This is a genomic window from Streptomyces subrutilus (genome assembly GCF_001746425.1).
In the GTDB taxonomy this organism is placed as follows: domain Bacteria; phylum Actinomycetota; class Actinomycetes; order Streptomycetales; family Streptomycetaceae; genus Streptomyces; species Streptomyces subrutilus_A.
Genome location: NZ_MEHK01000001.1, coordinates 4,175,109 through 4,199,728 on the forward strand (window position 1 = coordinate 4,175,109; position 24,620 = coordinate 4,199,728).

Annotated in this window: 20 protein-coding genes; 5 read left to right on the forward strand and 15 right to left on the reverse strand. The window is 71.0% G+C overall.

The features are described 5' to 3' along the window. Positions 1-24: 24 nt before the first annotated feature. The 3 genes from BGK67_RS19850 to BGK67_RS19860 form a co-directional block, all read right to left on the reverse strand. Positions 25-1,500 carry a PTS transporter subunit EIIC gene (locus tag BGK67_RS19850; protein ID WP_069921339.1) on the reverse strand — a complete coding sequence of 492 codons (1,476 nt, stop codon included), beginning with the start codon at positions 1,498-1,500 and terminating at the stop codon, positions 25-27. Between the two features lie 36 nt (positions 1,501-1,536). Beyond that, positions 1,537-2,475, reverse strand: a complete 939-nt coding sequence (gene murQ / locus BGK67_RS19855; protein ID WP_069921340.1) for an N-acetylmuramic acid 6-phosphate etherase — start codon at positions 2,473-2,475, stop codon at positions 1,537-1,539. Positions 2,476-2,569: 94 nt separating this feature from the next. Next, positions 2,570-3,424: a MurR/RpiR family transcriptional regulator gene (locus tag BGK67_RS19860; RefSeq protein WP_069923985.1), complete on the reverse strand. Its 855-nt coding sequence runs from the start codon at positions 3,422-3,424 to the stop codon at positions 2,570-2,572. 215 nt (positions 3,425-3,639) lie between these two features. On the opposite strand from BGK67_RS19860, the gene BGK67_RS19865 reads away from it, so the two are divergent. Both BGK67_RS19865 and BGK67_RS19870 read left to right on the forward strand, forming a co-directional pair. After that, positions 3,640-4,011, forward strand: coding sequence for a hypothetical protein (locus BGK67_RS19865; protein WP_069921341.1), 372 nt, complete (start codon positions 3,640-3,642; stop codon positions 4,009-4,011). Beyond that, positions 4,008-4,277 (forward strand): DUF4031 domain-containing protein, encoded by a 270-nt coding sequence (locus BGK67_RS19870; protein ID WP_069921342.1) that lies wholly within the window; start codon positions 4,008-4,010, stop codon positions 4,275-4,277. The genes BGK67_RS19865 and BGK67_RS19870 overlap by 4 nt, the downstream gene beginning before the upstream one ends. A 679-nt stretch (positions 4,278-4,956) precedes the next feature. Here the strand turns inward: BGK67_RS19870 and BGK67_RS19875 are convergent. From BGK67_RS19875 to BGK67_RS19905, 8 genes are all read right to left on the reverse strand, one after another. Next, on the reverse strand, positions 4,957-6,270 hold the full coding sequence (locus BGK67_RS19875; RefSeq protein ID WP_069923986.1) for a hypothetical protein: 1,314 nt from the start codon (positions 6,268-6,270) through the stop codon (positions 4,957-4,959). A 25-nt stretch (positions 6,271-6,295) separates the two neighbouring features. Beyond that, positions 6,296-6,877, reverse strand: a complete 582-nt coding sequence (locus tag BGK67_RS19880; RefSeq protein ID WP_069921343.1) for a hypothetical protein — start codon at positions 6,875-6,877, stop codon at positions 6,296-6,298. Between the two features lie 2 nt (positions 6,878-6,879). After that, positions 6,880-8,550 (reverse strand): DEAD/DEAH box helicase family protein, encoded by a 1,671-nt coding sequence (locus BGK67_RS19885; protein WP_069921344.1) that lies wholly within the window; start codon positions 8,548-8,550, stop codon positions 6,880-6,882. Next, positions 8,547-10,889 (reverse strand): ATP-binding protein, encoded by a 2,343-nt coding sequence (locus BGK67_RS19890; RefSeq protein WP_069921345.1) that lies wholly within the window; start codon positions 10,887-10,889, stop codon positions 8,547-8,549. Before BGK67_RS19890 ends, BGK67_RS19885 begins: the two co-directional genes overlap by 4 nt. Before the next feature lie 154 nt (positions 10,890-11,043). After that, a complete protein-coding gene (locus tag BGK67_RS40955; protein WP_079154282.1) occupies positions 11,044-11,829 on the reverse strand; it encodes a DNA mismatch endonuclease Vsr in 786 nt (261 codons plus the stop codon). After that, entirely contained in the window at positions 11,826-13,097 is a 1,272-nt protein-coding gene (locus BGK67_RS19895) for a DNA cytosine methyltransferase (RefSeq protein WP_069921346.1), read from the reverse strand. The genes BGK67_RS40955 and BGK67_RS19895 overlap by 4 nt, the downstream gene beginning before the upstream one ends. 109 nt (positions 13,098-13,206) lie before the next feature. Continuing rightward, complete coding sequence (locus tag BGK67_RS19900; RefSeq protein ID WP_069921347.1) at positions 13,207-14,424, reverse strand: Cmx/CmrA family chloramphenicol efflux MFS transporter; 1,218 nt, start codon at positions 14,422-14,424, stop codon at positions 13,207-13,209. 57 nt (positions 14,425-14,481) lie between these two features. Next, the gene (locus BGK67_RS19905) at positions 14,482-15,150 is read right to left on the reverse strand and encodes an HD domain-containing protein (RefSeq protein ID WP_069921348.1); all 669 of its coding nucleotides are present in this window, start codon (positions 15,148-15,150) and stop codon (positions 14,482-14,484) included. A gap of 110 nt (positions 15,151-15,260) precedes the next feature. On the opposite strand from BGK67_RS19905, the gene BGK67_RS19910 reads away from it, so the two are divergent. Further along, positions 15,261-15,947: a copper homeostasis protein CutC gene (locus tag BGK67_RS19910; RefSeq protein ID WP_069921349.1), complete on the forward strand. Its 687-nt coding sequence runs from the start codon at positions 15,261-15,263 to the stop codon at positions 15,945-15,947. 472 nt (positions 15,948-16,419) lie between these two features. Here BGK67_RS19910 and BGK67_RS19915 read toward each other — a convergent pair whose 3' ends face one another. Further along, on the reverse strand, positions 16,420-18,498 hold the full coding sequence (locus BGK67_RS19915) for a HelD family protein (protein ID WP_069921350.1): 2,079 nt from the start codon (positions 18,496-18,498) through the stop codon (positions 16,420-16,422). Positions 18,499-18,834: 336 nt separating this feature from the next. Between BGK67_RS19915 and BGK67_RS19920 the strand changes: the two genes are divergently transcribed. Continuing rightward, the gene (locus BGK67_RS19920) at positions 18,835-19,020 is read left to right on the forward strand and encodes a hypothetical protein (RefSeq protein WP_069921351.1); all 186 of its coding nucleotides are present in this window, start codon (positions 18,835-18,837) and stop codon (positions 19,018-19,020) included. Between the two features lie 98 nt (positions 19,021-19,118). Here the strand turns inward: BGK67_RS19920 and BGK67_RS19925 are convergent, their stop codons facing one another. Beyond that, entirely contained in the window at positions 19,119-20,762 is a 1,644-nt protein-coding gene (locus tag BGK67_RS19925; RefSeq protein ID WP_069921352.1) for a DNA repair helicase XPB, read from the reverse strand. 298 nt (positions 20,763-21,060) lie between these two features. Between BGK67_RS19925 and BGK67_RS40090 the strand changes: the two genes are divergently transcribed. Beyond that, positions 21,061-21,363 carry a hypothetical protein gene (locus BGK67_RS40090; RefSeq protein ID WP_244291271.1) on the forward strand — a complete coding sequence of 101 codons (303 nt, stop codon included), beginning with the start codon at positions 21,061-21,063 and terminating at the stop codon, positions 21,361-21,363. Here the strand turns inward: BGK67_RS40090 and BGK67_RS19935 are convergent. Beyond that, a complete protein-coding gene (locus tag BGK67_RS19935) occupies positions 21,348-21,935 on the reverse strand; it encodes a DUF4291 domain-containing protein (RefSeq protein WP_069921353.1) in 588 nt (195 codons plus the stop codon). The genes BGK67_RS40090 and BGK67_RS19935 overlap by 16 nt on opposite strands. 177 nt (positions 21,936-22,112) lie before the next feature. Next, entirely contained in the window at positions 22,113-24,608 is a 2,496-nt protein-coding gene (locus BGK67_RS19940) for a helicase C-terminal domain-containing protein (protein ID WP_079154283.1), read from the reverse strand. Between the last annotated feature and the right edge of the window lie 12 nt (positions 24,609-24,620).

Consider the following 24,620-nt stretch of genomic DNA (forward strand, 5'->3'; position numbering starts at 1 on the left):
GGGCCGGGACGGCCAGGCCAGCGGTCAGGTCAGGGCTGGCTCCCTGGCGGGGGTCGGGTCCGTTGGCGGGGTCGGGTCGGGGGCGGTGTTCAGGTCGGTCAGCATCTGGCGGGTGAAGCCGAAGAAGTACGTGGCGAGGAAGCCCACCAGGTAGCCGACCGCCAGGCCGCCCGCGTAGACGGCCAGCATGGCGACCCAGCCCGACGTGCCGCCCAGCAGCGGGAACAGGGCCCAGCCCGAGGGGCCGATGGCCGTGGAGCCGAAGGCGAGGCCGAGTTGGTTGAACAGGCCGACGAACGCCCCGCCGGCCGCGCCGCCGACGCAGGCGGTGACGAACGGGCGGCCGAGGGGGAGGGAGACCCCGTAGATCAGCGGTTCGCCCACGCCCAGGAAGCCCGCCGGGAGCGCGGACCTGATGGTGGCGCGCAGCGAGCCGTTGCGCGGGAGCCGGTAGTAGACGGCGATGGCGGCGCCGACCTGGCCCGCGCCCGCCATGGCGAGGATGGGCAGCAGGACGGTGTGCCCGGACTGTTCGATGAGGGTGGTGTGGATGGGGATCAGGGCCTGGTGCAGGCCCAGCATGACGAGCGGGAGGAAGAGCCCGCCCAGGACCAGGCCCGCGAAGGCGCCGCCGGCCGCGAGCAGCCAGTTGGCGAACGTACCGATGGCCGCCGAGGCCTCACCGGCGAGGAACATCAGGCCGAAGATGGTGACCAGGCCCGAGACCAGGACCGTCAGGGTGGGGGTGACCAGCACGTCCAGCGCCTCGGGCACCCACCTGCGGCACCACTTCTCGACGTGCACCGCGAGCACGGCCGCGGCGAGCGCGCCGAGGACGCCGCCCTGGCCGGGCTTGAGCTCCAGCCCGAAGGCGGTGACCTTCGCGATGCCGGGGAAGACGATGATCGCGGCGACCGCTCCGCCCAGGATCGGCGTACCGCCGAACTCCTTGGCGGTGTTGTAGCCGACGAAGACGGCGATGAGCGACATGAAGCCGGAGGCCGTCGCGGCGAGCGCGGGGACGACGCCCGGCAGCCAGCCCGCGTTCGTCAGGACGCCGTTCAGCCCCGCGATGATGCCGCAGCCGATGAGGGCGGGGATCAGCGGGACGAAGATGTCCGCGATGCGGCGCAGGAACAGTTTGAAGGGCGTCGCGTTGCGGGCCTTCCGGGCCTCCTTCAACGCCGCGCCCTGGGCTGCCAGTTCCTCGGCGGTGACCGGCCCCGCGGCGGCGCCGGAGCGGCCCTCCTCGACCAGCGCCTCGAACTCCGGGGTGACGCGGGCGACCGTACCCGGCCCCAGCACGATCTGGTACGTGTCGTCCTCGACCACGCCGAGGACGGCGGGCAGCGCCCGCAGGGCCTCGTCGTCGACCAGCGAACGGTCCAGGAGGCCGATGCGCAGCCGGGTCATGCAGTGCGCGATGGACGCGATGTTGTCCGGGCCGCCGACCAGAGGAAGGATCGCGGCGGCAGTGGCGCGGTTCTTGTCAGTGGACATGTGGGGTCGCCTTGCTGTCGGGAGGGGGCGGCGGGGTCAGCGGGTGGTGGGGGCGTGGGCCTCGGCGAGGGCCGCGCGGAGGTGGCCCTGCGAGGCGGCGAGCAGCTCGGCGGCCCGCGGGCCGCCGACGCCGCCGAGGACGACGAGGATGGCGTTCTTGACCTCGCCGCCGGTGGCGGTCAGCGCCGCCTCGATCTCCGCGTCGGGCGCGCCGGTGGCCAGCGCCACGATGCGGCGGGCGCGGGCGCGCAGCTTCTCGTTGGAGGAGCGCATGTCGACCATCAGGTTCCCGTAGGTCTTCCCGAGCCGGATCATCGTGATCGTCGAGATGAGGTTGAGGACGAGCTTCTGCGCGGTGCCGGCCTTCAGGCGGGTGGAGCCGGTGAGCAGTTCGGGGCCGACGACGACCTCGATGCCGTGGTCGGCGGCCGCGGCGAGCGCGGAGCCCGCGTTGCAGGACAGCCCGACGGTGAGCGCGCCGCGGGTCCGGGCGAACTCGACGGCGCCGATCGCGTACGGGGTGCGGCCGGAGGCGGAGACGCCGATCACGGTGTCCTCGGCGGTCAGCGCGAGGGCGGTGAGGTCATCGGCGGCCAGCTCCTTGGAGTCCTCGGCGCCTTCGACGGCCTTGACCATGGCGGAGGGTCCGCCCGCGATGAGGCCGACGACATCGGCCGGGTCGGTGTTGAAGGTGGGCGGGCACTCGCTGGCGTCCTGGACGCCCATCCGGCCCGCCGTGCCGGCGCCCGCGTAGACCAGGCGCCCGCCGCGGGCCATGCGCGCGGCGATCGCGTCGATGGCGTCGGCGATGCGCGGCAGCTGCGCGGCGACGGCGGCGGGGACGGTGGCGTCCTCGGCGTTCATCGTGCGGGCGATCTCCAAGGTGGACAGCCGGTCGATCTCGGCCAGTTCGGGACGGAAGGCCTCGGTGGTCAGCGTCTCCAGCTGGGCGCGGAGTGCGGCGTACGCGGTCATGGGCGGGGGCTCCTCGCGGGTCGGCGGGCGGTCCGGCGATCGGTCGGGTGGCCGGGGCGGGCGGATCCGGCCGTGTGGCCGGGCGGGCGGGCTTTCAGCGGGCGGTGTGGCGGTGGGCGAGGGCCTCGTACGAGGCGGCGAGGGCGGGGGCGGCGGTCTCGTACGTCTGCTGCGCCACGCCGACGAACAGGCAGTCGACGACGAGGAGCTGGCTGGTGCGGCTGGACATGGCGGCCGGGCGCAGCTGGGTCTCGCGGGCGGCGGAGGTGGTCAGGACCACGTCGGAGTAGTGGGCGACGGGGGCGTTCGGGCGGCCGGTGAGGGCGACGGTGGTGGCGCCGCGCTCGAAGGCCGTGCGCAGCGGCTCGATCACGTCGCCGGTGGAGCCGGAGTGGGTGATCGCGACGGCCACGTCGCCGGGGCGCAGCTGGACGGCGTTGGTGACGGCGAGGTGGGGGTCGCTGTGGGCGTGCGCGATCAGGCCGATGCGCAGCAGCTTCTGGGCGAGGTCCTGGCCGACGAGCGCGGAGGCGCCGATGCCGTAGATGTCGATGCGGCGGGCGGTCGCGAGGGCGGTGACGGCGGTGGCGAGCTGGGCCAGGTCCAGCCCGGCGGCGGTGTCGGCGAGCGTCTGCGCCTCCTCGTGGGCCAGCTTGGCGACGACCTCGGAGAGGGGGTCGTCGACGGCTATGTCCACGGTGACGGCGGGGGCGGCGCCGGATTCCTGCTGCGCGGCGAGGGCGGCCAGCGCGAGGCGCAGGTCGCGGTAGCCGGGGTAGCCGAGGAGGCGGGCGGTGCGCACGACGGTGGCCTCGCTGGTGCCGGTGCGGGCGGCGAGGGCGGAGACGGTGAGCCGCGAGCAGCCGGCCGGGTCGGAGGCGACGGCCTCGGCGACGGCCTGCATGGACCGCGTCATCGAGGGCCCGAGCCCGCGCACGCGCGCCCGCAGCGCGGCGGCCGACGGGGCCGGCGAGAGCGGGGCGCGGGCCGCCGCCCGGGCTTTGGCTGCCGTCTCCGCCTCGGACGCCGCCGGACTGAAAGTTTCTTCCGTGTTATCGCTCACGCCTGAAACTTATTTTCAGCCCTGGCGGTCGTCAAGGCCCGGAAGGTCATGCCCCGTAAAGGACCTTCGCCACTTAGCCCGTACGGGGTCACAATGGGCGCATGGACCACGCGACCCCCCTGGAACAGGCGCTGCACGTCGCCCGTGCGCTGGTGCTCGCCGATCTTGCCGCAGGCGAGGTCGCCGATGCCGATGTCGTCTCCCTCGTCGAGGACTCGGTCACGCACCGCCGGTGGTGGGTGGAGCAGTGGCCGGAAGGGGTCGGCTACCTCGCCGGACTGGTCGCCCAGGACGTGCAGGACGCGCTCCTGGAGAAGTACGGGCGCTGGCCGCTGTGCCCGGTGTGCACGCACGGCGAGCCGCACGCCCTGGACGTGGAACCGGAACTCGGACCCGACCCGCACTGGGTGTGCTCGGAGGCGGGCGTACGGGTGGCGGTGGTGGGCGGCCTCGGCCCCGTCCTGCGCCCGTGACGGTCTACATCGACCCGCCGACCTGGCCGGGCCACGGCCGCATGTGGTCGCATCTGGTCAGCGATGTGTCGTACGAGGAGCTGCACGCGTTCGCGGCGTCCATCGGCTGCCCGCCGCGCGCCTTCGAACGCGACCACTACGACGTCCCCTCCTACCGCTACGCGGACGCGGTCCGGGCGGGCGCGGTGGAGATAGGCAGCAAGGAACTCGTCCGCCGCCTCACGGCCGCGGGACTGCGCCGCCCGAAGGGGCGGCCCGCGCCGTAGCAAATAGCATGGAATGCCATTTGTTCCGACAAAACCGGGCAAACCCGATGCGGAGTCACTTTCGCGCCAGAATCTAAAGTGGCGACCGTTTGCGCGGAAAGCGTTTTCGTGACGTGCTTGAACGTGCGCGGCTGCCTATTGTGTCGGAATGTGTCCCGATTGGCGGCGATTTACATGCTGGTCGTCGAGGCCCACCTCCCAGCGTCCCCCTTAAGGCCTGTCGAGGTGTTTCCGCTGATCAACGGCTCGGCGATTTTATATCCCAGATTTACGTGATTCGCGAGCGCCTTCATGTGTGGGTGGCGGTGCTCCCGGGCTGGCTGAAAATGGACTCTGCGATGGGGCTTCAATCTGCGGTGCATCGTCCGGGAACGCGATACCGTTTTCCGACTCGCAGCTAGCGCCCTTTCCCGGAAGTGACGCATGGATGCGGGTGTTCGAATTTCCGTCAGCTCGAGTAGTCAAAAACGCAGGAGGATCCTTGAACGGCAACAGGCTCGTGAGCGTCGAGGGCATGGTGCTGCTCCTCGTCTTCGGTGCCGTCGTGTACCTGGCGTGGCGGCACCCTGACCTCGGGGTGGCATTGGGGGTGGGCGTCGCAGTGGTGGGCGTCGCATACCTGCTTCTCACGGGAAGGGGTGGAGCTTAGGCGCGGCGATACTCGCGCTACCTCTCAGGCTCACCCGACACCGCACGATGCCCCCGGCTTGCAGGTGTGTCGGATTGTCGCCGTATTCGTCTTGAGGTGGAAGAGGATCGCGATCTCGCAGCCCTCGTGCATTCCTGCGGAACGGACATGCGGCCGTAGGCTGGAGATCTGGGCGCCACTCGTCATTCGGCGCGCAACTAGTTCTCCGCTCCCGTTCGGCAAGGTGAATACGCGTGTCATGGGTGCTAGCCGAAGCCCGAATCGCCAGGTTAGCCATGGATGGACCACGATGCCGCTACCGCGGAGCGTATTGGCGTCAATCTTCAGGCGAATCCCAATAGTGTCCCCATCGGCTGCAATCGACTTCGGCCTTCTCGGTTCCCGTTCCTCCATCGGTATCGCACCGTTCTCCGCGAGATCGATGGATCCGTCTGCCGTCATGCCGAGCTGATCGCTAATGAGGCACTGCTGTAGACGGGAATAGCTGACTGGGTATTCCTTAGCGGTGAGTGAAAATAGGGCCTGCTTCGTCAAAGCGCCGGAGCGGCGGAGAACGGCGACCATCACATCAAGGGCGTTCGTGTGCTGGGAAGACTCGGCGGCCGGCCATTCACTCAAAGCCCAGGTCCCTTCCGGCCGGATCTGACGGAAACGATCGTCCCTGCGAAGGGCTTCCTTAAGTGCCCTGGCGCTACCGGCACCGATAGCGGGAGCGACAACCTCAGCCCGCCTCGGTTGGCCCTCGTCCGCCAGCCAGAGGTAGGCGGCATCCCGATGCTTGGCTGACCGGCGAAGCCAAGTGCCGCCCAGGCCGCGAGTCAGCGGGCCGCGGGGCGCCACCGCGATCTCTTCAAGTGGAATACAAGCAGGGATGCCGAGGGCGGCCGCGCGATCACGTAATTCCTCAGCCCGGAAGGGTGCAAGAGTCATGAGTTGGCGGAGCGAATCGTCCAAGGCTTCTGGGTAATGTGTCCATACTCGCCGTAGCCGCCCGGCCCAGGTTTGAGGCTCCTTCAGGTCCAAGCGTCTCAGCAGGGCACGCCTGGCGACCCCATCGGCATCGGGAAGGATCTCCGCGAGCTCAGTGTCCGACACCGCCACCGCGGCGGAGAACGGGGCGAGAACCTCCTCGCGCCACGCCGGTCGGGCTAGGTCCATCAAATCGACGAGGTGACCCTCGGCCGCGTGAATCAGCTGCCGGGCGCGTTCCCGAGTCAGGCCGTGCGCTTCCCCGATCGACTCCAGGACCTGTCCCTGGTCGCGCAACGCCAGCATGCCGCGCGACCGGTCATCGAGCATGCTCCACGCGGCGGATACCCAATCATGTGGAGCGTCCCCGTCCATGGCGGAGTCTTCCATTCCCACCCCGTCACTCCCCCGAGACGTGCTTGATCGTCAGGTTGCAACGTCGTCCGATGCGGAGATGTTCCTCTCGCTCCTCGGGGGGGAGCGGCTTGACGAAGGACGTCACGACGCACAGCGCCCAGGGTGTGGCGTCACCATTCGCTTGAGCGCGCAGGGCCGCGTAGACGAGGTGCCTCAGTGCGTGAGCCCCTCCCCAGGTGAACCAGGTGCTCTCCTCGCCGTTCCGGACGAGCACGCGCATGGGCTTCACCCGCTGGGTGTCGAGGTCAGGCTCCCACCCTGGTCCTAGGGCCCGCAGTACGAGGGTGCCGACGTCAGTGGCCGGTACGGCGACGAGTGAGGCGTACTTGCCCGCACCGCTCAGCGCGCGCTGGTACTCCTTCATCGGTCCGTCCTTGAACCAGAGCCGCCGAGCGGCGGAAGTCTTGATGAAGAGTGAGAGGCGTTCTCCGATGTTCGGGTCGTCTGCCCAGCGATGGTAGATGGGAGTACGTTCCGTGCCCGGGAGGTGGTGCCAACCGGCCTCCTCCGCCTCCTTGTAGATGCGCCCTACGACTTCCATCTCAAGGTCGTACGGAATGGTCATGGCTAGTCGATCCCCCCCTGGGACGGAAACTGGAGCCGCACCTCATCGGCGGCCGTCTCAAGACTCGCGGCATCTTCGATCCAGTGATCAAGCAGGGTCCCGGCGGTCTCGTCACTGAACTCGATCTTCGACCCTCGGCCCCTTGCGAACCTTAGCTGTTCCGTGTCCGTCGCTTCCAGCGATCTTCGCAATTCCAACGTGGCTGCCACCCTGCGAATGTCCGTGACGAAGTCGAGAGCCTTCAAGTGGTCCTTACCTGGACTCAGTCGTAGCCCCCTTCCAAGCTGCTGAACGAAGATCCGCCGGCTGTGCGTGACGCGCAGGAAGCCGATGAGGTTCACATCGGGTACGTCGACCCCCTCATTGAAGACGTCGACGCACGTGATGACAGGCACTCGGCCCAGGCGGAACTCGTTGAGCAGGATCTGGCGCCGCTGGCGGGGGAGCGCACTGTGGAGAAAGGAAGCGTTGCGCCACGACTGGTCGGCGGCCGCGAGCAGCCCCGCCATGCGTTCGGCGTGTTCGATGGTCTGGCAGAACAGGATGGCCCGCGGGTCGTGAGTTGAGCGCCAGGCGTCACGAAAGTGCTCGACGATCTCCTCATCACGCTGAGGCAAGAAGAGTTTGCGGTTCAGCTCCTTGACGGAATATCCATGCTCACTGGCCTCCTTGACGGTTTCCCAGTCGATGTTGTCCACGAAGAGCCGGTAGTCGACCGCAGAGAGATATCCCTCGGCCATGCCTTCGGCGATGCCCATTGTGTAGCTCGCCCGACCGAAACGAGCGGTGATGTCGAACTTGTCGCCACGCCACGGGGTCGCGGTCACGCCGAACTTCGCGGCGTCCCCGCACAGGTCGAGCAGTTCGGCAAAACGCCCCTGCTCGCCGACATGGTGCGTCTCATCGATCATCACCAGCTTCGGGCGCCAACCGGTGGATACCGCTCCCAGAACGGACTCGACCGTGCCAACCACGATGCCCTCGAGGTTCGTCGGCTTGCGTTCACCGGTCAGGACATGAGTGAGGACGGTCTTGTCGACGTGGCGCCACAGAGCCCGCTCAAGTTGTTCGACGAGGTCCTTCATGTGAGCGGCGACAAGCACAGGAGCACCGGGGGAGCGTTTGAGGAACCGGTCGATGACCTCCCCGCCGACTACCGTCTTGCCGAGACCCGTCGCCAGTACGAGCAAAGCGCTGTCGGTGGCGGCGAGGTCAGCCTCGATACGGTCGACGGCGTCCTCCTGGTACGGGCGCAATCCGAACCTGGCTGGGATCCGGGCGGGCATTCTCTCCCAGATGTCAGCCAGGGTGGGGCCGTCCCAAACCGTGATCTTGATGCCCACTGAGGCGAGGGCGCGCCGCCTCGACTCCGCGGTCCCGTTCAGGCTTGTGTTGGTAACAAGCACGGCCTTATCCGCCCGGTAGCGACTATGGGCGCGTTCCAGATCGTCGACACCCTCGCGGGCCACGGGGCCGCGGCTCGACCACTTGCACTGAAACACCCACTGCTCGCGGTTCCTCACCGCGAGGAGGTCAGCCCCTCCGTCACCCGCCCCGTCCACCACGCGCACGTCACTGAACCCCAAATGCCAAAGGGCACGTTCGAGTGCGTGCGGAAGCCCGCGTGGGCCCCCCCGGAGGAGGGCCTCAGTGGAAAGGAATCCGCCTTTCACGCCCCGTCCGCCAACTCATCAGCCAGTAGGCGCACACTCAGTCGGGTGCGCTGCAGGCGCAGGGGATCAGTGGCGGTGAAACTGGCGATCGTCGCGATGTCGTTCAGGTAGCCGACCGTCCGGGCCAGGCTGAGTCGCTTCGCGGAATGAGAGCTTAGGCCAGCGTAGGGGCCATTGAAGACCTTGCCGTCCATGAAGGGCTCAGGCCACTGCTCAAGCAGCTTCACGGTGTACAAGGCGGGGGCGTGCAGGATGAACTCGCCCGTGGTCCCGAGTGAGTCGGTGCGCATGACCAAGCCTCGCGCGATCATCTCGTTCTCGGTCGCCGTCACCTCGTCGAACTCCATGTAACCGAAGGCCTTTTGCGTGTCCTCCTCAATAGCAGAAGCCATGCGCTCGCGGATCACGGTCAAGAGCTCTCGCGCCTCGGTGGCGATGGCCTCCGCGTCGATGGCGGTGTGCGGCAAGCACTCGGCGCGTACGGAGGCGACCAGGTGGGAGAGGCTGAGATCACTGCTCGCCTTGACCCGCAGGACGTTGGCCACCTCTATCACGAGGAGTTCAGCCGCTTCCGAGCCGAGCTTCGAGAACGCCTCGTGGGCCGGGTCGACGAACGCCGTGGCCTTTCCACCCTGTGTCTGGACCAGGAGAACGGGTGTCGGCTGCCCGAACTCATCGTGGACACGGGTGGCCGTCATGCGACGAGCCTCGACCGTGAGGAAGCCCAGGCGTGGCAATCCGTAGTCACGGGAGAGGTCCGGGATGACCGTCGAGTCGAGTCGATAGCGGTCCAGACGCTCCTGGGTGGTCTCTTTGTGGGGCTCCGATGACGTGACCGAGATGATCTCCGCGGGTTTCGAATCAGTTGGGGCAGGGTCCTGAGACGGGACGTCAGTCAGGCCCAGCGCCTCAAGGACCGCCTCCTCGTTCGCTTTGTCCGGAGCCGCCTGATGTACGTCCTCGAGCTTCGCGCGCCGGCTGACTTCCTCATGGTTTTGGACGGCGTTCCACCACTTCGCGTCCGTTTGGTAGTCCTCGTCGCCCGCGTGGAAGCGTTGGGCCCATCGGCGGGTGTCCTCGTGGATAGGCCGCTTGCCGTCGCCGGGGATCAGGCAGCGCTCACCCACGGCGTTTCGCCGATATCCCTTGTAAAGGCGGCCGAGTGGGCTGGTGTTCTCCTGGTACGCGAGACGCTTGGCCTTCTCCGGCTGCAGTGGACCAGGACCTCGAAGGTAGTCGACGGCGCCCCGCCAGCTGCGGTCGCTGTACTCGAACGCGTTCTTCTGGTAAGTCACGGGGACGTGATCGAGGTGGATCTCCCCGATCAGGCGGCCGCCCTGGTGGACGAGCTCGATGGGATACTCCACGTCCACGACCCCGAGAGGATCGTTGGGGTTCTGCCAGTCGAAAAGGCGCTTGTCCCACTGCAGGATCTTCCGTCCGTTGCGGAGGAAGTCGATGCCGAACTCTCGTTTGTCGAGATGGCGCTGTACACCCAGCCACCCGTGGATGCGCCGCTCGCGTGACTCGAGGTGGTCACTTTCGCATGAACCGCAGAGGCCCAGGCCGGGGAGCTGCCAGTTGCCGCAGTCGAGGCAAGCCTCCGCGTCATCGAAGGTTTCATCGATCTCAATGTAGGCGGGGATGATCTCGGCCTTGGAGCCGCTGCCGTATGTCACGAAGCGGTCGTCCCCCCAACGGCAGTGCCGCCGGGGCCTGACTCGCTGACCTTGGACCCAAAGCTGGAACGGGCGGGTGTCGAGCAGCCAGGCGTAGGTGCTGCCGAGGGTATTGCGGAGGTTGGCCGCGTTGCGGCGGAGCCAGTCAGCTCGCTCCGGATGGAGACGGCTGATCTCGATTCTCGTACCGTGCTCGTTGGGGTCGGCCTTAGGTTCTGAGATGTCGGTGGCTTCGAAGTCATCCTCGATGCGGTCGAGGTCGATCTCGACACCGATCCACTCGGTGTCTCCAGGGCGTGTCGTCAGGACGCGGGTGCACCGGCCCAGACGTGCGGTCGCGACGTTGAAGCCCATGCCGAACAGTCCGAGCTTGTCGAATCGGTCGTTGCTGGACCAGCCGGCGCGTACGGCACGCTCCAGGATCTCGTAGCTCATGCCGCGACCCGTATCGGCGATGATCACTTGAGCCTGTGAGGACCGCACCGACGCGCTGGGTAGTGTCACGCTGACCTTGAATCCGCCCGCCCATGGCGTATCGGCCTTGAGGATCTCGGTGAAGTCGTCGAAGGAATTATCGATCAGCTCGGCGACGCACTGCCACGGGTCGAACTCGATCTCCCCCAGCATGCGCAGGATTCGCGCGGACGGAGTGATCTTCAAGTCGTGCCCCTCCCAGAAATATGATCATGGCGGACTCGCGTGTCGATCCAAGCCGGGAGTCGGTTCGCGCACCATGTGACGGATAGCGTAAATGGGTGCCTCGATGCAACGTCGTGATCTGGTCACTTGTCGTGAGACCTGGCTGGTCAGGCGTTCAGGGATACGTGGGGTGCGATGGCCGCACCACACTGAGGACGCGCCGTGCGGCCTCCGCTGGATCCTCGTGCTCCCACACGCGGACCACGCTCCATCCGGCTTCCGTGAGTCGTCGGTCCGTTTCCGCGTCACGTGAGCGATTGCCTTCGATCTTCCGCTGCCAGAAGTCGGCGTTCTTGGTCGAGGGGCGGTAGTGATCGGGACAGCCGTGCCAGTAGCAGCCATCAACGAAGACGGCGACGTGGGCTTTGGTGAAGACCAGATCCGCGGTGCGGCGAAGATCGGGCAGAGGGCGAACGGAGACTCGGTATCGAAGCCCCGAACGGTGGAGGAGGGAGCGTAGACGTAGCTCGGGCCTCGTGTCGCGACCGCGATTGGCCCGCATGGCCGACCGGACCGCGGTGGAGGAGGCCCAAGAATGCGCGGGGAGTGAACGAGTCGTGACCAACTCCTTGGCCACGGCTAGCTTCCAGCCCGCGACGAGGTTCGCGGCCCTCGTGTCCTGATCGACCTGTCCCAGATAACGAGCGGGTGAGCGGCCGCCGTCTGACCAGCGTAGGTAGGCACGGATCCGGCGGGTCTTGGGGAGCAGCTTCAACTCGACGGAGGCGAGCGCGTACCGCTGCTGCCCCACCGACACATAGCGGTGTTCGCGACCCCCCGCCGCCCGGTCCTGCTCGGCCGCGCGAGCTTCTCGATCGCGTCCCGCGCGGCCCTTCCAGGCGCGGTCCGGCGGCATGCCTTCCTTCCAACCGCTCTGCCGGGCGCTCCGTTCCGCGGTCATGGTTTGACTTCGGCCTTGTCTAGAGTGGTCCGGACGGCGTTGGCGAAGACTTCGCCGAGCTGGACGGGGACAGCGTTGCCGAGCTGTCGCATGCGCTCGCTCCGAGGCCCGCGCAGCAGCCAATGGTCGCCGAAGGTCATTACCCGTGCGGTCTCGCGGACGGTCATGTATCGGTGCGCGTAGCGGAAGCCGCCCGGTGCCGTGGGGTCCTTCTCCCGCTTGTCCAGCAGCATGACCGACTCGCCGCCAGGTACCCCGTGCACCCCTGCCTTAACCGTCTTGGCAGGTCGGTCAAGCTCGTTCGGGGTGTGGCCCTTGTAAATCCGGGCGCCAGGCCACCCCACATGGTCCGCCACCCCGCCTTGAGCGGTCTTCTTGTCCAGCCTCTTGAGATCGATCTCCGGAAGCCCCTCCAACGCGTCCCGCAAGGTGCGCCAGGGGAGCCGCGTTCTCGGGGCGTTGGTGGGAAGTCGCGCGGGGTATCGGTCCAGGACGTCGGCGCGCACGTGATCCGGCACAGTCACTGTTCTGTTCCGCCAGTAGGCATCCCCGTGATAGGCATTGATCAGCTCATCCTCGGAGTGGGTCTCCTCCACCTCATCGCGGAAGAGCTTCCAATCAACCTTCAGGTCCGACCGGAAGGCAACGAGGATCACCCGGTTCCGAATCTGGGGCACTCCATAGTCAGCGGCGTTCACGGGGAAGGCCTCGACCCTGTAACTCATCGTCGGGTCGGTGTCATCAGCGGCGATGCGCTCCCGGAGGGCGTGATCGTGGTCAGTCCACGTGGAGTCGGCGCGCTGGAGGAACGGCAGGCTCAGTTCGCGCTTGATGTACTCGAAGTACGGCTCGAACGACTTCCGGAGCAGGCCGCGAACGTTCTCGCAGATCACGGCCTTGGGGCGGATCTCCCGTACCGCCCGAAACATCTCGGGGAACATGTTCCGTTCGTCCTCGTCGCCCTTGGCAACCCCTCCGAGGCTGAAGGGTTGGCAAGGAGGTCCCCCGGCGAGCAGGTCAACCTCCCTCTCCTTGAGGAACCGCATGTCCAGGCGGCGTACGTCACCTCTGGCGAGAGGCGTCCGAGTCGACTCCGCCAGCACCCGCGACGGAGTCCCCTCGTCGTATCCCTCGAAGCCGTTGGCCTCAAGGGTCTCGCAGGCGCGGGGAGCGAGCTCACTCACCAGTAGGTGGCGAAAGCCGGCGTTCGTGCTCGCCTGAACGAGCCCTCCCCCACCGGCAAAGAGTTCCACCGAGGTCCGTTCCATGTGCACTCTCCTCGCAGTTCAGCACGACCAGAAGCGTACCGCGGAGTTGGCGATCACATGGCTCCTGTCGCGAGATACCCACCTGAACTCGCGTTGGTAAGCTCCCGCTTCACCTCACCGCGTTATCAGAGGCCGGGCAATCCGCGCGCGCCGAGGAAATGACCACGCGGGTCGGGGCGGGCGTGCGGCGGTGTAGGCGCAGGGCGATCGCCGTGAGGGCGAGGGCGGTGACGGTCATGGCCGCGCCGGCCCAGGCGGTGGCGGCGAAGCCGAGGTCGGCGTCGATGACGGTGCCGCCGAGCCAGGGGCCGCCGGTGTTGCCGAGGTTGAAGGCGGCCGTGGTGGTCGCTCCGGCCAGGGTCGGGGCGGCGCCGGCCACGTTGAACATGCGCGCGTTGAGCGCCGGCGCGGTGAAGAAGGCCGAGACGCCGAGCAGGAACGACAGGACGATCGCCGCGGCGGCGGACGGGGCCAGCAGGGCGAGGGCGGCGAGGAAGGCGGTCGAGGCGGTGATGCCCCAGATCATCACGCCGAACAGGCGCGCGTCGGCGATCCGGCCGCCGATGGTGGTGCCGACCAGCGCGCCCGCCCCGAAGAGGCCGAGGATCCACGGGACCCAGCCGGAGTCCAGCCCCGCCACGTCCGTGAGCAGCGGTGACAGGTAGCTGAAGGCGCAGAAGACGCCGCCCGCGGCCAGGGCCGTGATGCCGATGGAGAGCCACACCTGGCGGTCGCGGTAGATGCGCAGCTCCCGGCCCAGGGAGGGCTTCTCGGCGGGCAGCGGGATCTTCGGGATCAGGGCCAGGACGCCGGCGAGGGCGACCGCGGAGGCCGCGCCGACCGACCAGAACGCGGAGCGCCAGCCGAGGTGCTCGCCGAGGAAGGCCCCGGCGGGGACGCCAAGGACGTTCGCGATGGACAGGCCGCCGATCATGACGGCCATCGCGCGGGCCCGCTGGTCCTTCTCGACCATGGCGATGGCGACGGCCGCGCCCACGGCCCAGAAGCCGGCGCAGGCGAGCGCGGACACCACGCGGGAGGCGAAGAGCAGCTCGTAGGAGGGGGCCAGCGCGCCCGCGACCTGCCCGAGGCCGAAGAGGCTGATGAGGGAGATGAGGGTGGTGCGGCGCGGAAGGCGCAGTGTGGCCACGGCCAGCAGCGGCGCCCCGACGACCATGCCGATCGCGAAGGCGGATATCAGCAGGCCCGCCTGCGGGATGGTGACGCCCATGTCCTCGGCGATCGGCGGCAGCAGCCCGGAGAGCATGAACTCGCTGGTGCCGAGTGCGAAGACGGAGAGGCCGAGGACGTAGACGGCCACGGGCATGCGGGGGCGGCGTGCGGCATCAGCGGGCATGACTGTCACCAACCGTGGCGAACGCGATCAAATTCCCCGCGGGTCGAGCCGGGCCAGCTCGGCGGTGAGATTGGCGCGGGCCGGGGCCTCCCAGTGGGCGGCCGCGTACGGGGTGCGGAAGAGCCTCGGCAGGGCGAGGAGCCGGCGGAGCACGGCGGCGCGGCCCGCGGTGAAGGCGTCGTCCGGCACGAACCCGTACTCGGCGCGCACGGCGGCGGCGTACGCGGCGTACGCCTCGGGCGCGCCGGCCAGTACGGCGAGGTCCGCGTCGCAGAGCACCTCGCCGTTGGTGTCGCCGGGGGCGGGGTCGTGGGTGACGGTGAGCCGGACCAGCCGGGCCACCTCGGCGGTGCGGGCGGCGTCGACGCCGAGCTCGGGCAGGGCGCGCTCGGCGAGGGCGGCGCTGCGTTCCTCGTTCTCGGAGCGGTCGGGGCGGTAGACGGCGTCGTGGAACCAGGCGGCCAGCTCGACGGCGGCGGGGTCGGCGGCGTGCCCGGCCAGTATGTCGATCCGGGCCAGTACCTCGGCCAGGTGCGCGGTGGTGTGGTACCGGCGCTGCGGCTCCGCCCAGGCGGTGAGCAGGCGCTCGGCGTAGGGGGCGGGGTCCCGGTGGGCGGGGGCGCCGGCGGCGGTGGCGGTGGCCCGCCAGCGGGCGTGGAGGGCCGCGGAGTCGGTGTGCGGGGTGCCTGTGTCCATGCGCACATTGTGGGGGTGGCGTGCGGGTGCTGGTGGAGGGCGGGCGCGGGCCCGTACCCTGGATATTGGACTAGACCTATTTCGCGCAGCTTCTCGAAGGATGGGATCGAATGAGCAACCGTGCGCTCCTGGAGGTGATCGCCCTCGACGCGGAGGACGCGATCGCGGCCCAGGCCGGTGGGGCGGACCGGCTCGAGCTGGTCACCGACATGGCCGCCGACGGGCTCACCCCGCCGCGCGAGACCTTCGCGGCGATCAGGGCGGCGGTCGACATCCCGCTGCGGGTGATGGTCCGCACGGCGGACGGCTTCGCGGCGGGCGAGGTCTCCGGGCTGGTGGAAGCGGTGCGGGGGCTGCGGGCGGAGGGCGCCGAGGAGTTCGTGCTCGGGTTCCTGCACCCGGACGGCAGCCCCGACCTGGCGGCGGTCCAGGCCGTGCTTGCGGAGCTGGACGGCTGCCGCTGGACCTTCCACCGGGCGATCGACCGCGCGGCGGACCGGGACGGGCTGCGCAAGGCTCTGGCGGACCTGCCGGGCCTGGACACCTACCTGACGGCGGGCTCGCCGGCCGGGGTCGACGAGGGCATGCCGGTGCTGCTCGCCGAGGCCGCGCGGCGGGGGGAGCCGGGGTACGGGGCGCGGATCCTGGTCGGCGGGGGGCTGGGCCTGTCGCATCTGCCGATGCTGCGCGCGGCGGGGCTTGACGCCTTCCACATCGGCGGCGCGGCCCGTCCCTCCGGGTGGGGCCGGCCGGTCTCCGCCCAGGCCGTCGCGGAATGGCGCCGAGCCCTGGACTAGCCCCGGGCCCCCACCTGGGCTCCGCCCCGGGCCCCGCGCCTCGGGCGGTGGGGCGGGTGCGGCTCAACGATCGGGGCTCCGCCCCGGGCCCCGCGCCTCAAACGCCGGCGGGGCTGGATTGTGCCGGCGTCCGCGTGCATGTGCCGCTCCGCTCCAACCCAGCCCGGAGGGCTGGGTTGCCGCGCAGCGGCCAACCCGGCCCGCCAGGCCAACCCGGCCCGCCAGGCACAATCCAGCCGCCAGGCCAACCCGGCCCGCCTGGGCCCGGCTTCGGCAGGCGAACCCGGCTTTGGCAGGGCCAAACTCAGCCTCGCCGGCGTTTGAGGCGCGGGGGTTCGGGGGCGGCGGCCCCCGCAGCGGCGCCGGGGTGACAGTGGTGCGGCGGGCCGTAGGGGGCCGGGGCCGCACTCGGCCCTCGTCGGCGCGGGGGTCCGGGGCGGCGCACCCGGACGGGCGGGGGGGGTCCGGCGGGTCAGGTCAGGGCCGCCGGGAGGGGGGCCGAGTGGAGGGTCGTCAGGCCTGAGACGGCTCGGGTGAGGCAGACGTACAGGCGGCGCAGGCCGGTCCGTTCGTCCGGTTCGCCGTCGACGATCGCGGCCGGCTCGTCCAGCACCACGTAGTCGTACTCCAGACCCTTGGCCAGGGAGGCCGGAACCAGCGTCAGCCGCGACTCCGCCGTCGTCTCCTCGCCCGGCGCCAGATACGCCAGCCCCGCCGCCCCCAGGGCATCCGCCAGGGCCGGGATCCGCGCGTCCGCCGCGATCAGCCCGACCGACCCCTCGTGGGCGAGCGAGGCGCGGCAGGCCTCGACCACCGCCGCCGCCAGGTCCGCCGTCTCCGTGATCCGCAGCGACCCCGGAGCCTCCCGCACCGAGGAGACCGGGGCCAGCCCCGGGGAGATCGACGGCAGCAGCCGCGAGGCGTACGCGATCACCTCGCGCGGCACGCGGAAGCCCGCCGTCAGTTCCTCCACCACCGCCCGCGGCTTCCCGAGGTGCCCCAGCGCCTCGTCCCAGCTGCGCGTGGCCCACGGCGTGGTGCCCTGCGCCAGATCCCCGAGCACCGTCGCGGAACCCGTCGTACAGCGCCGCCCCACCGCCCGGTACTGCATCGGCGACAGGTCCTGGGCCTCGTCGAGCACGACGTGGCCCAGCGAAGGCGTCCGCTCCACCAGATCGGCCGCCTCGTCGATCAGGACCAGGTCCGCCGCCGACCACTTCGCCGACTTCACGCTCCGCTGCGGCTTCTGCCACAGCAGCAGCTTCTGTTCGTCCGGCGTCAGCACATCCGCCGCGTGCAGCGCCAGGAACTCCGGGTCGGACAGCAGCCGCAGCACCAGCTTCGCCGGGTCGACCGGCGGCCAGATCTCCTTGACCGCCGCCTTCACCGCGGCGTTGCGCGCCACCGCGTCCTGCACCCGGTCGTCCGGCGCCTCACCCGCCTGCTCCATCCGTACGAGCACCGCGTGCGCGATCCGCTGCGGCAGGGCCTCGCGCGCCGCGCCGTAGCGGATGTCGCGCTTCTGCAGTTCCTCGACCATCTCGGCGATCTCGTACGCCGGCACCCGCCAGCGCCGCGAACCGCGCACCACCATCAGCGGCTCGGCGGGCCGCGTGACGTGGGAGGCGACCGCGCGGCGCAGCACCTCCGCCATCCGGGCATCGCCCTTGACCACGGCGGTTTGGGCCGCGTCCGTGCCGCGTACCTCCAGGCCGTCGCGTGCCACCAGGTCGTCGACGGTGGCCTGCTTGACCTCCAACTCGCCCAGGGCGGGCAGGACCTGCTCGATGTAGTGCAGGAAGGAACGGTTCGGCCCGATGACGAGGGTGCCGGTACGGGCCAGCCGGTCGCGGTGCGCGTACAGCAGGTACGCCACCCGGTGCAGGCCGACCGCCGTCTTCCCGGTGCCGGGGCCGCCCTGGACGCACACCGAGCCGGACAGGCCGGAGCGGACGATCTCGTCCTGCTCGGGCTGGATCGTCGCGACGATGTCCCGCATGGGGCCGACGCGCGGGCGCTCGATCTCCTGCTGGAGCAGCTTGCTGACGGCGGCCGCCTCGGCCGGGTCGCAGAGGTGCTCGTCCTCGTACGCCGTGAGCTCGCCGCCGGTGTAGCCGAATCGGCGGCGCAGCGCGATGTCCTGCGGGTCGGCCTTGGAGGCCCGGTAGAACGGCTGGGAGACGGGCGCGCGCCAGTCGATGACCATCGGATCGCCGTCGGCGTCGTGGACGTGGCGGCGGCCGATGTAGAACTGCTCGCCCTCCGCGCCCTCGGCGAGCTCCGTGCCGGGCGCGTGCAGGTAGTTCAGGCGGCCGAAGAAGAGGGGGGTGTGGGCGAGGTCGGCCAGGGCCTTGATCCGGTCGTCGATCTGGGCCTGGAGGACGATCGCGTTGACCCAGTTCGCGGTGACGTCGCGGATGTCGAGGGCCTCGACGTCCTCGCGCATGGCGCGGAGCGCGGCGCGGGACGCGGTGAGGTGCGCGCGTTCGCGGGCGAGGGGATCGGTGCCGGGCTCGGCTGCGGGCGCGGATTCGGGGGCGTGCGCGGGCACGGGACTGCCTCCAGCTGGTGGTGAGGACTCAGACGGCCCACCGGTTGCCGTCCGGTGGGCGCTCTCCCCGTGACGCTGCGGGAGGCGGCAAGAGCGGAGATTGTAGTCACCGGAACCGGGGCCGCGCGAACGGATTGATCGGTCCGAAGTCCCGCCGGAAGGCCCGTCCGTCGAGTCCCGTCCGCCGCGTCCCCCGAACGGGTGTCATACCCAGGGGTGTGAGACTTCCGGCAGAGCCACTAGGGGTTTCCATGAGCCCGGAGGAGGACGCCGCGGGCCCGGAGGTTCCGCCCCCAGGCCGATGCCGCGGCGGGGCCGCGAACGCACCATGGATACATGAGCACCGCAACCCTCACCCCGATCCAGGGCGGCCGCCCTAGCGGCGCCACCGCCACTTCCGACCTCCGTCCGCGCCCCGGCGTCGGCGGCATGCTGCGGGCCGCCAAGGTCTTCGCCGCGGCCGCCGTGAGCGTCGTCGTGCTCGGTGAGTACGCCGAGGACGCGGGCGTCATACGCCGCTGACCCCGCGCCGGGCAGCCCGGCGCGGGGTCAGCGGCGTGTCGCGGCGCCCCGGCCGCTCGCGGCGGCCCGGGCGGCCACGAGGTCACCGGGCGGCTGCGTCAGTCGCTGGCCAGCAGCTCGTCGGCGTCCATGATCCGGTAGGCGTAGCCCTGCTCGGCGAGGAAGCGCTGGCGGTGCGCCGCGAAGTCCTGGTCGATGGTGTCGCGCGCGACCACCGAGTAGAACCGCGCCTCGTGGCCGTCCGCCTTCGGACGCAGGACGCGGCCCAGCCGCTGGGCCTCCTCCTGGCGGGAGCCGAAGGTGCCCGACACCTGGATCGCGACCGTCGCCTCGGGCAGGTCGATCGAGAAGTTCGCGACCTTCGACACGACCAGCACGCTGATCTCGCCTTGGCGGAAGGCGTCGAAGAGCTTCTCGCGCTGCGCGTTGGAGGTCTCGCCCTTGATCACCGGCGCGTCCAGGTGCTCGCCCAGCTCGTCGAGCTGGTCGATGTACTGGCCGATGACCAGCGTCTGCTCGCCCTGGTGCTTGCGTACCAGCGCCTCGGTGACCTTCCGCTTGGTCGCCGTCGTCGCGCAGAAGCGGTACTTCTCCTCCGTCTCGGCGGTCGCGTACGCCAGCCGCTCCGACTCCGTCAGATTCACCCGGACCTCGACGCAGTCGGCGGGCGCGATGTAGCCCTGCGCCTCGATCTCCTTCCACGGCGCGTCGAACCGCTTCGGCCCGATGAGCGAGAAGACGTCCGACTCGCGCCCGTCCTCCCGGACCAGGGTCGCGGTCAGGCCGAGCCGCCGGCGCGCCTGGAGGTCGGCGGTGAACTTGAAGACCGGCGCGGGCAGCAGGTGCACCTCGTCGTAGACGATCAGGCCCCAGTCGCGGGAGTCGAACAGCTCCAGGTGCGGATAGACGCCCTTCCGCTTGGTCGTCAGGACCTGGTAGGTGGCGATCGTGACGGGCCGGATCTCCTTGCGGGTCCCGGAGTACTCGCCGATCTCCTCCTCCGTCAGCGAGGTCCGCTTGACCAGTTCGTGCTTCCACTGGCGGGCCGAGACGGTGTTCGTGACCAGGATCAGCGTGGTCGCCTTGGCCTTCGCCATGGCCCCGGCGCCGACCAGGGTCTTGCCCGCGCCACAGGGCAGCACGACCACACCGGAGCCGCCGTGCCAGAACCCCTCGACGGCATGCTGCTGGTACGGGCGCAGCGCCCAGCCGTCCTCGGCCAGGTCGATCTGGTGGGCCTCGCCGTCCACGTACCCGGCGAGGTCCTCGGCCGGCCAGCCCAGCTTCAGCAGCGTCTGCTTGATCTGCCCGCGCTCGGAGGGGTGCACGGCCACGGTGTCGGCGTCGAGCCGTGCGCCGACGAGCGGCATGATCCGCTTGGACCGCAGGATCTCCTCCAGCACGGGCCGGTCGGTGCTGGTCAGGACCAGGCCGTGCACGGGGTGCTTGGACAGGGTGAGCCGGCCGTAGCGGGCCATCGTCTCGGCGACGTCGACGAGCAGCGCGTGCGGGACGGGGTAGCGCGAGTACTCGACGAGGGCGTCGACGACCTGCTCGGCGTCGTGCCCCGCGGCCCGGGCGTTCCACAGCCCGAGAGGGGTGATCCGGTAGGTGTGGATGTGCTCGGGAGCCCGCTCCAGCTCGGCGAAGGGAGCGATGGCGCGGCGCGCGGCTCCGGCGAGCTCGTGGTCGACCTCGAGAAGGAGTGTCTTGTCGCTCTGGACGATGAGAGGCCCGTTCACGCACGTCCCTTTCCGGCATGGGTGGCCACCCGGGTGCGGGTGGCCAAACCTCCAGTGTGCCGCATCGGGGCGCTGGTGGGGCTGACGGCGGCCGCGGGGGTACGTAGGGTCCGGGCATGAGTGAAGATCAGCGCGATTTCGTGCCGGCCGGGTTCGAGGTCCCGGCCGGTTTCGTGGCGAGGGGTTCCGGCTCGAACCCCTCGGGGCGCGGCACAACGAGCGGGATCTCGCGGCCTGGACCGGGAGCATCGGGCACATCCGGGCCACGCCCGGATTCGTGGGACGGGGGTGGCCGCCCGTGGCGGGGATGTCCGCCGAGGCCAACCTGGCCGACCTGGAGCGGCACGCGCGGGACTTCGCCGAGCGGCGCGCGTTCACGTACAGCGTGGTGGAGGGGGAGGGAGAGGCGGAGGGGGAGCCTGAGGTCATCGGGTGCCTGTACATCCACCCCGGCCGGGAACGGCCCGGCCGGGTGCAGGTCAGTTCGTGGGTGCGGGCCGACCGGGCGCACCTCGACGGCCCGCTGTACGAGGCCGTCGGCCGCTGGCTGCGCGAGGTCTGGCCCTTCGACGCCGAGCGGATCGACTACGCGCCCAGGTGAGGCAGCGGACCCGCCGGGTACGGGGTCTCCGCCGGGAGCAGGGCCCGGGCCGCCGGCTCCTCGCCGGACCGGAGCAGGGAGCGGATCTCCCCGGCCAGCGGGGTGACGTCGCGGACGGAGACCGTCCACTCGTCGGCGTAGGCCCGTGAGGCGGGCCCGGACAGGCCCAGCTGGAGCGAGCGGTACGGCAGCGGGTTCAGGTGGAGGTCGCGCTCCGGGTCCCACTGGACCCGGGCCGACGTCTCGCGCAGCGAGCGCTGCCAGGTCGCGCGGTCCGCGTGCACGCCGGGTTCGTAGTGGGACAGGCAGGCGGTGCGCAGGGCCTCGTCGAATCCGGAGCGGGTGATCTCGATCGCCAGCACCGTCTCCTGGTCGGGCTTCGAGGCCCAGCCGCAGCGGTACATCATCCACAGGAACGACGGCTTGATCCACGTCATCCGCTCCCGCTTCCAGGCGGGCGGGAACCGGCCGTCGCGGGCCGCGGGCAGGCCGAGGGCGGGGGAGTAGGCCTGGTAGACGGTGACGGTGGTGTCGGTGTGGGCGGCGCGGATGGTGTGGGGTGCGGTGTGCATGGGGCCAGGCTGTCTTGGCGCTGCCGCGCCGGGCCAGCGGTTTTCCGGGGCGTGCGGTGCCGTGCCGGGGCGCTGCCCCCGGGCCCCGCGCCTCAAGCGCCGGCGGGGCCGGGGGTGCCGGGTGGGGCTGGATTGTGCCGGTGGGGTGGGAGGGTGCCGTTGGTGTCGGGGGTGGGGTCAGATGTGGTCTTCGGCCAGTTCGGCTACGCCCGTGATGCGGTGCAGGGCGTATGTGCGGACCTCGTCCGCCGTGTGGTCGTAGCCGGTCACGAAACCGCCTTCCACGCGGACCGGGGCGATGACGCGCTGGCTCGCCGCGCCCTCCGCGTTCACGTAGCCGATCCACACCGCCGACCCCGTCAGCGCGGCCGCCTGGACCGTCGCGAGGGTTTCCGCCGCGCTCGTGCGCGGGAGTTCGCCCGGCGCGGCCGAGGCCGAACCCGACGCCGTGGCCGGCTCCTTGCGCACCGCCGTCGCCGCCACGTCGCCCGCGCGGATCGCCCGTACCGCCGCCCCCAGCAGGGTGTCGTCCGGCACCGGCGGGCCGTCCGGCACCGGGACGGGCGCCGAGCGCGCCGGGGTGCGGCGGGCGTCGGCCCGGGCCACCAGCACGTCCCCGGTCAGGGATTCCGCGGCGGGCGCGTACCCCATCGTCCGCAGGCCCTCCAGCAGCGTGGTGGGTTCGGCCTGCGCGGCCAGCACGGTGGGCGCGAGGCGGCGCAGCCCCAGTCCCGCCGAGCGCTTGTCGGCCAGGATCTCGCCGAGCATCGCGTCGTCGTCGCAGCGCACGTACGAGGAGGCCGCGCCGACCCGCAGGTGCCCGTGCCGCCGCGCGACGTCGTCGATCAGGTAGGTCAGCGGTTGCGGCACGGGCGTGCGGCTGTGCTCCTTGAGGAAGGCGTGCAGGTCGGCGGCGGCGTGCCCGGCGTCCAGGGCCCGGCGCACCGACCCGGGCGTGAACCGGTACACCGTCGCCCCGCCCTTGGACTCCACGTCCGCGAGCACCGCCAGGGTGTCGCCGAGCGGGCGGCGCAGCGGGCCGGGGGCGACCGCCGTCAGGTCGGCCTGCAGCAGGACGTGGTCCACCGGCTCCGGCAGCAGCGGGGCCAGCAGCGGCGCCGGGTCGCGGTGCTCCAGCAGGGCCCGGCCGAACGCGCTGAGCGCGCCCCGGCCGGTGACGCCCAGCACCTCGGCCTCGGTCAGCGTCCAGTGCGCGACGCGGGCGCGCAGGTCGCTCGTACCGCGTACGGGCCGCTCCCACGCGAGGCGGTCCAACAGGGCGTCGGGCGCCGGGGAACCGCCTTCGGGCAGCGCGGCGAGGAGTTCCAGGACGCGGCGGCGCACCTCGGGCGCGGCGGAGCGGTCGAGGTCGGGGCCGAGCGCGGACAGGGTGCGGCCCTTGCCGTCCTGCTCGCCGACCAGGCCGGCGGTCCGGGTGGCCGGCAGCCAGGCCGCCGCGAGCGCCGACCACCGCTCGGGGGGCGGCAGTTCGCACCAGTCGTCGAAGGCTGGGGTCGGCGCGTAGCGTTCGTCCGCCTCCCCGTCGCCGGCCAGCAGCCCGGCCGCGTAGGCGAGTTCGATCCAGAACGCCGCCATCGGCTCGGCGGTGTCCAGGAGGGTGGCGGCCCGCTTCAGGTCCCGTACGGCGAGGCCGCCCGCGCGCAGCACCAGCGGACCGGCGTGCTCCCAGGACTTCACCAGCTCCTCGACGGTGGACAGCGCGGCCAGCGCCTGCCCGGCGGCGTTGGCGTCCACAAGCTGTGGACGGTGCTCGCGGTGCGCGGTCACCGGCGGAGCCACCGGCGCGGTGTCCCGGTGCGCGAGGCCGCCGCGCAGGTGCAGCGCCACCTCGCGCGGCAGGACCACCGTCCGCGCGGAGGCGGGCAGCAGCAGTCCGTGGTCGCGCAGCCAGCGCACCGGCGCGGCCGGGTTCGGGGTCACCTCCCCGTACGGAGGCCCCCACACGAGCCGTCCGAGCACCTGGTGCGCCTCCGCCGGGGCCTCGTCCAGCAGCGCCGACATCCGCTCCGGGTCGGTGAACAGCCCGGTCAGCGCCGAGACCGCGGACACCGGATCGTGGGTGGCGGGCAGCCCGACGGCCGCCACGATCTCCTGGATCCGGGTCGGGGACATCCCGGACGTGGCCTCGGCGACGGTCGGGCCGAGGCCCGTCGGGGAGGGCCGCTGGGCGGCGGGCGCGAGCAGCTCGCGGGCGGTGCGCACCAGGCGCAGCCGGTCCTCGTCGCCCCACACCAGGGCCTGGTCGCGCAGGGTGGCCAGGGCCCGGGGGAGGGCGGCGCGCGCCCCGTTGTCGTGGCCGGTGGTGCCCTCCTGGCCGGTCAGCAGCGACTCCAGCACCGGGTACGGGCACGGGTCGGGGGCCACTGCCAGGGCCTCGGCGGTCTGCAGCGCGAACCGGTCCAGCCGCTCCAGCGCCCGCGCCACCGAGGCGCGGGTCCCGGCGCGGGTGGCCAGCTGGGTCACGTCGCCGGGCACCGGGCTGAGCAGGTCCGGGCGGGCGTGCAGCAGAGCGGCGAGCGCCGCGTCGTCGCGGGCGCGCAGCGCCTCGGCGAGGGAACGCGGGGCGCCCGTCGCGGCGCCCCCTGCGGTGCTTGCCTCAGGCACGGTCGTCGCCTCCTGGTCGCGTCGGCCGGTCAGTCGGCCGGTCCCCATCCGGCCAACGGT

What these genes read in the sequence shown, in the direction of transcription:
- BGK67_RS19850 (WP_069921339.1), bottom strand. Translation starts at nt 1,500, where the DNA reads ATGTCCACTGACAAGAACCGCGCCACTGCCGCCGCGATCCTTCCTCTG.
- murQ (WP_069921340.1), bottom strand. Translation starts at nt 2,475, where the DNA reads ATGACCGCGTACGCCGCACTCCGCGCCCAGCTGGAGACGCTGACCACC.
- BGK67_RS19865 (WP_069921341.1), top strand. Translation starts at nt 3,640, where the DNA reads ATGGACCACGCGACCCCCCTGGAACAGGCGCTGCACGTCGCCCGTGCG.
- BGK67_RS19875 (WP_069923986.1), bottom strand. Translation starts at nt 6,270, where the DNA reads ATGGACGGGGACGCTCCACATGATTGGGTATCCGCCGCGTGGAGCATG.
- BGK67_RS19880 (WP_069921343.1), bottom strand. Translation starts at nt 6,877, where the DNA reads ATGACCATTCCGTACGACCTTGAGATGGAAGTCGTAGGGCGCATCTAC.
- BGK67_RS40955 (WP_079154282.1), bottom strand. Translation starts at nt 11,829, where the DNA reads ATGACCGCGGAACGGAGCGCCCGGCAGAGCGGTTGGAAGGAAGGCATG.
- BGK67_RS19895 (WP_069921346.1), bottom strand. Translation starts at nt 13,097, where the DNA reads ATGGAACGGACCTCGGTGGAACTCTTTGCCGGTGGGGGAGGGCTCGTT.
- BGK67_RS19900 (WP_069921347.1), bottom strand. Translation starts at nt 14,424, where the DNA reads ATGCCCGTGGCCGTCTACGTCCTCGGCCTCTCCGTCTTCGCACTCGGC.
- BGK67_RS19905 (WP_069921348.1), bottom strand. Translation starts at nt 15,150, where the DNA reads ATGGACACAGGCACCCCGCACACCGACTCCGCGGCCCTCCACGCCCGC.
- BGK67_RS19910 (WP_069921349.1), top strand. Translation starts at nt 15,261, where the DNA reads ATGAGCAACCGTGCGCTCCTGGAGGTGATCGCCCTCGACGCGGAGGAC.
- BGK67_RS19920 (WP_069921351.1), top strand. Translation starts at nt 18,835, where the DNA reads ATGAGCACCGCAACCCTCACCCCGATCCAGGGCGGCCGCCCTAGCGGC.
- BGK67_RS19935 (WP_069921353.1), bottom strand. Translation starts at nt 21,935, where the DNA reads ATGCACACCGCACCCCACACCATCCGCGCCGCCCACACCGACACCACC.
- BGK67_RS19940 (WP_079154283.1), bottom strand. Translation starts at nt 24,608, where the DNA reads ATGGGGACCGGCCGACTGACCGGCCGACGCGACCAGGAGGCGACGACC.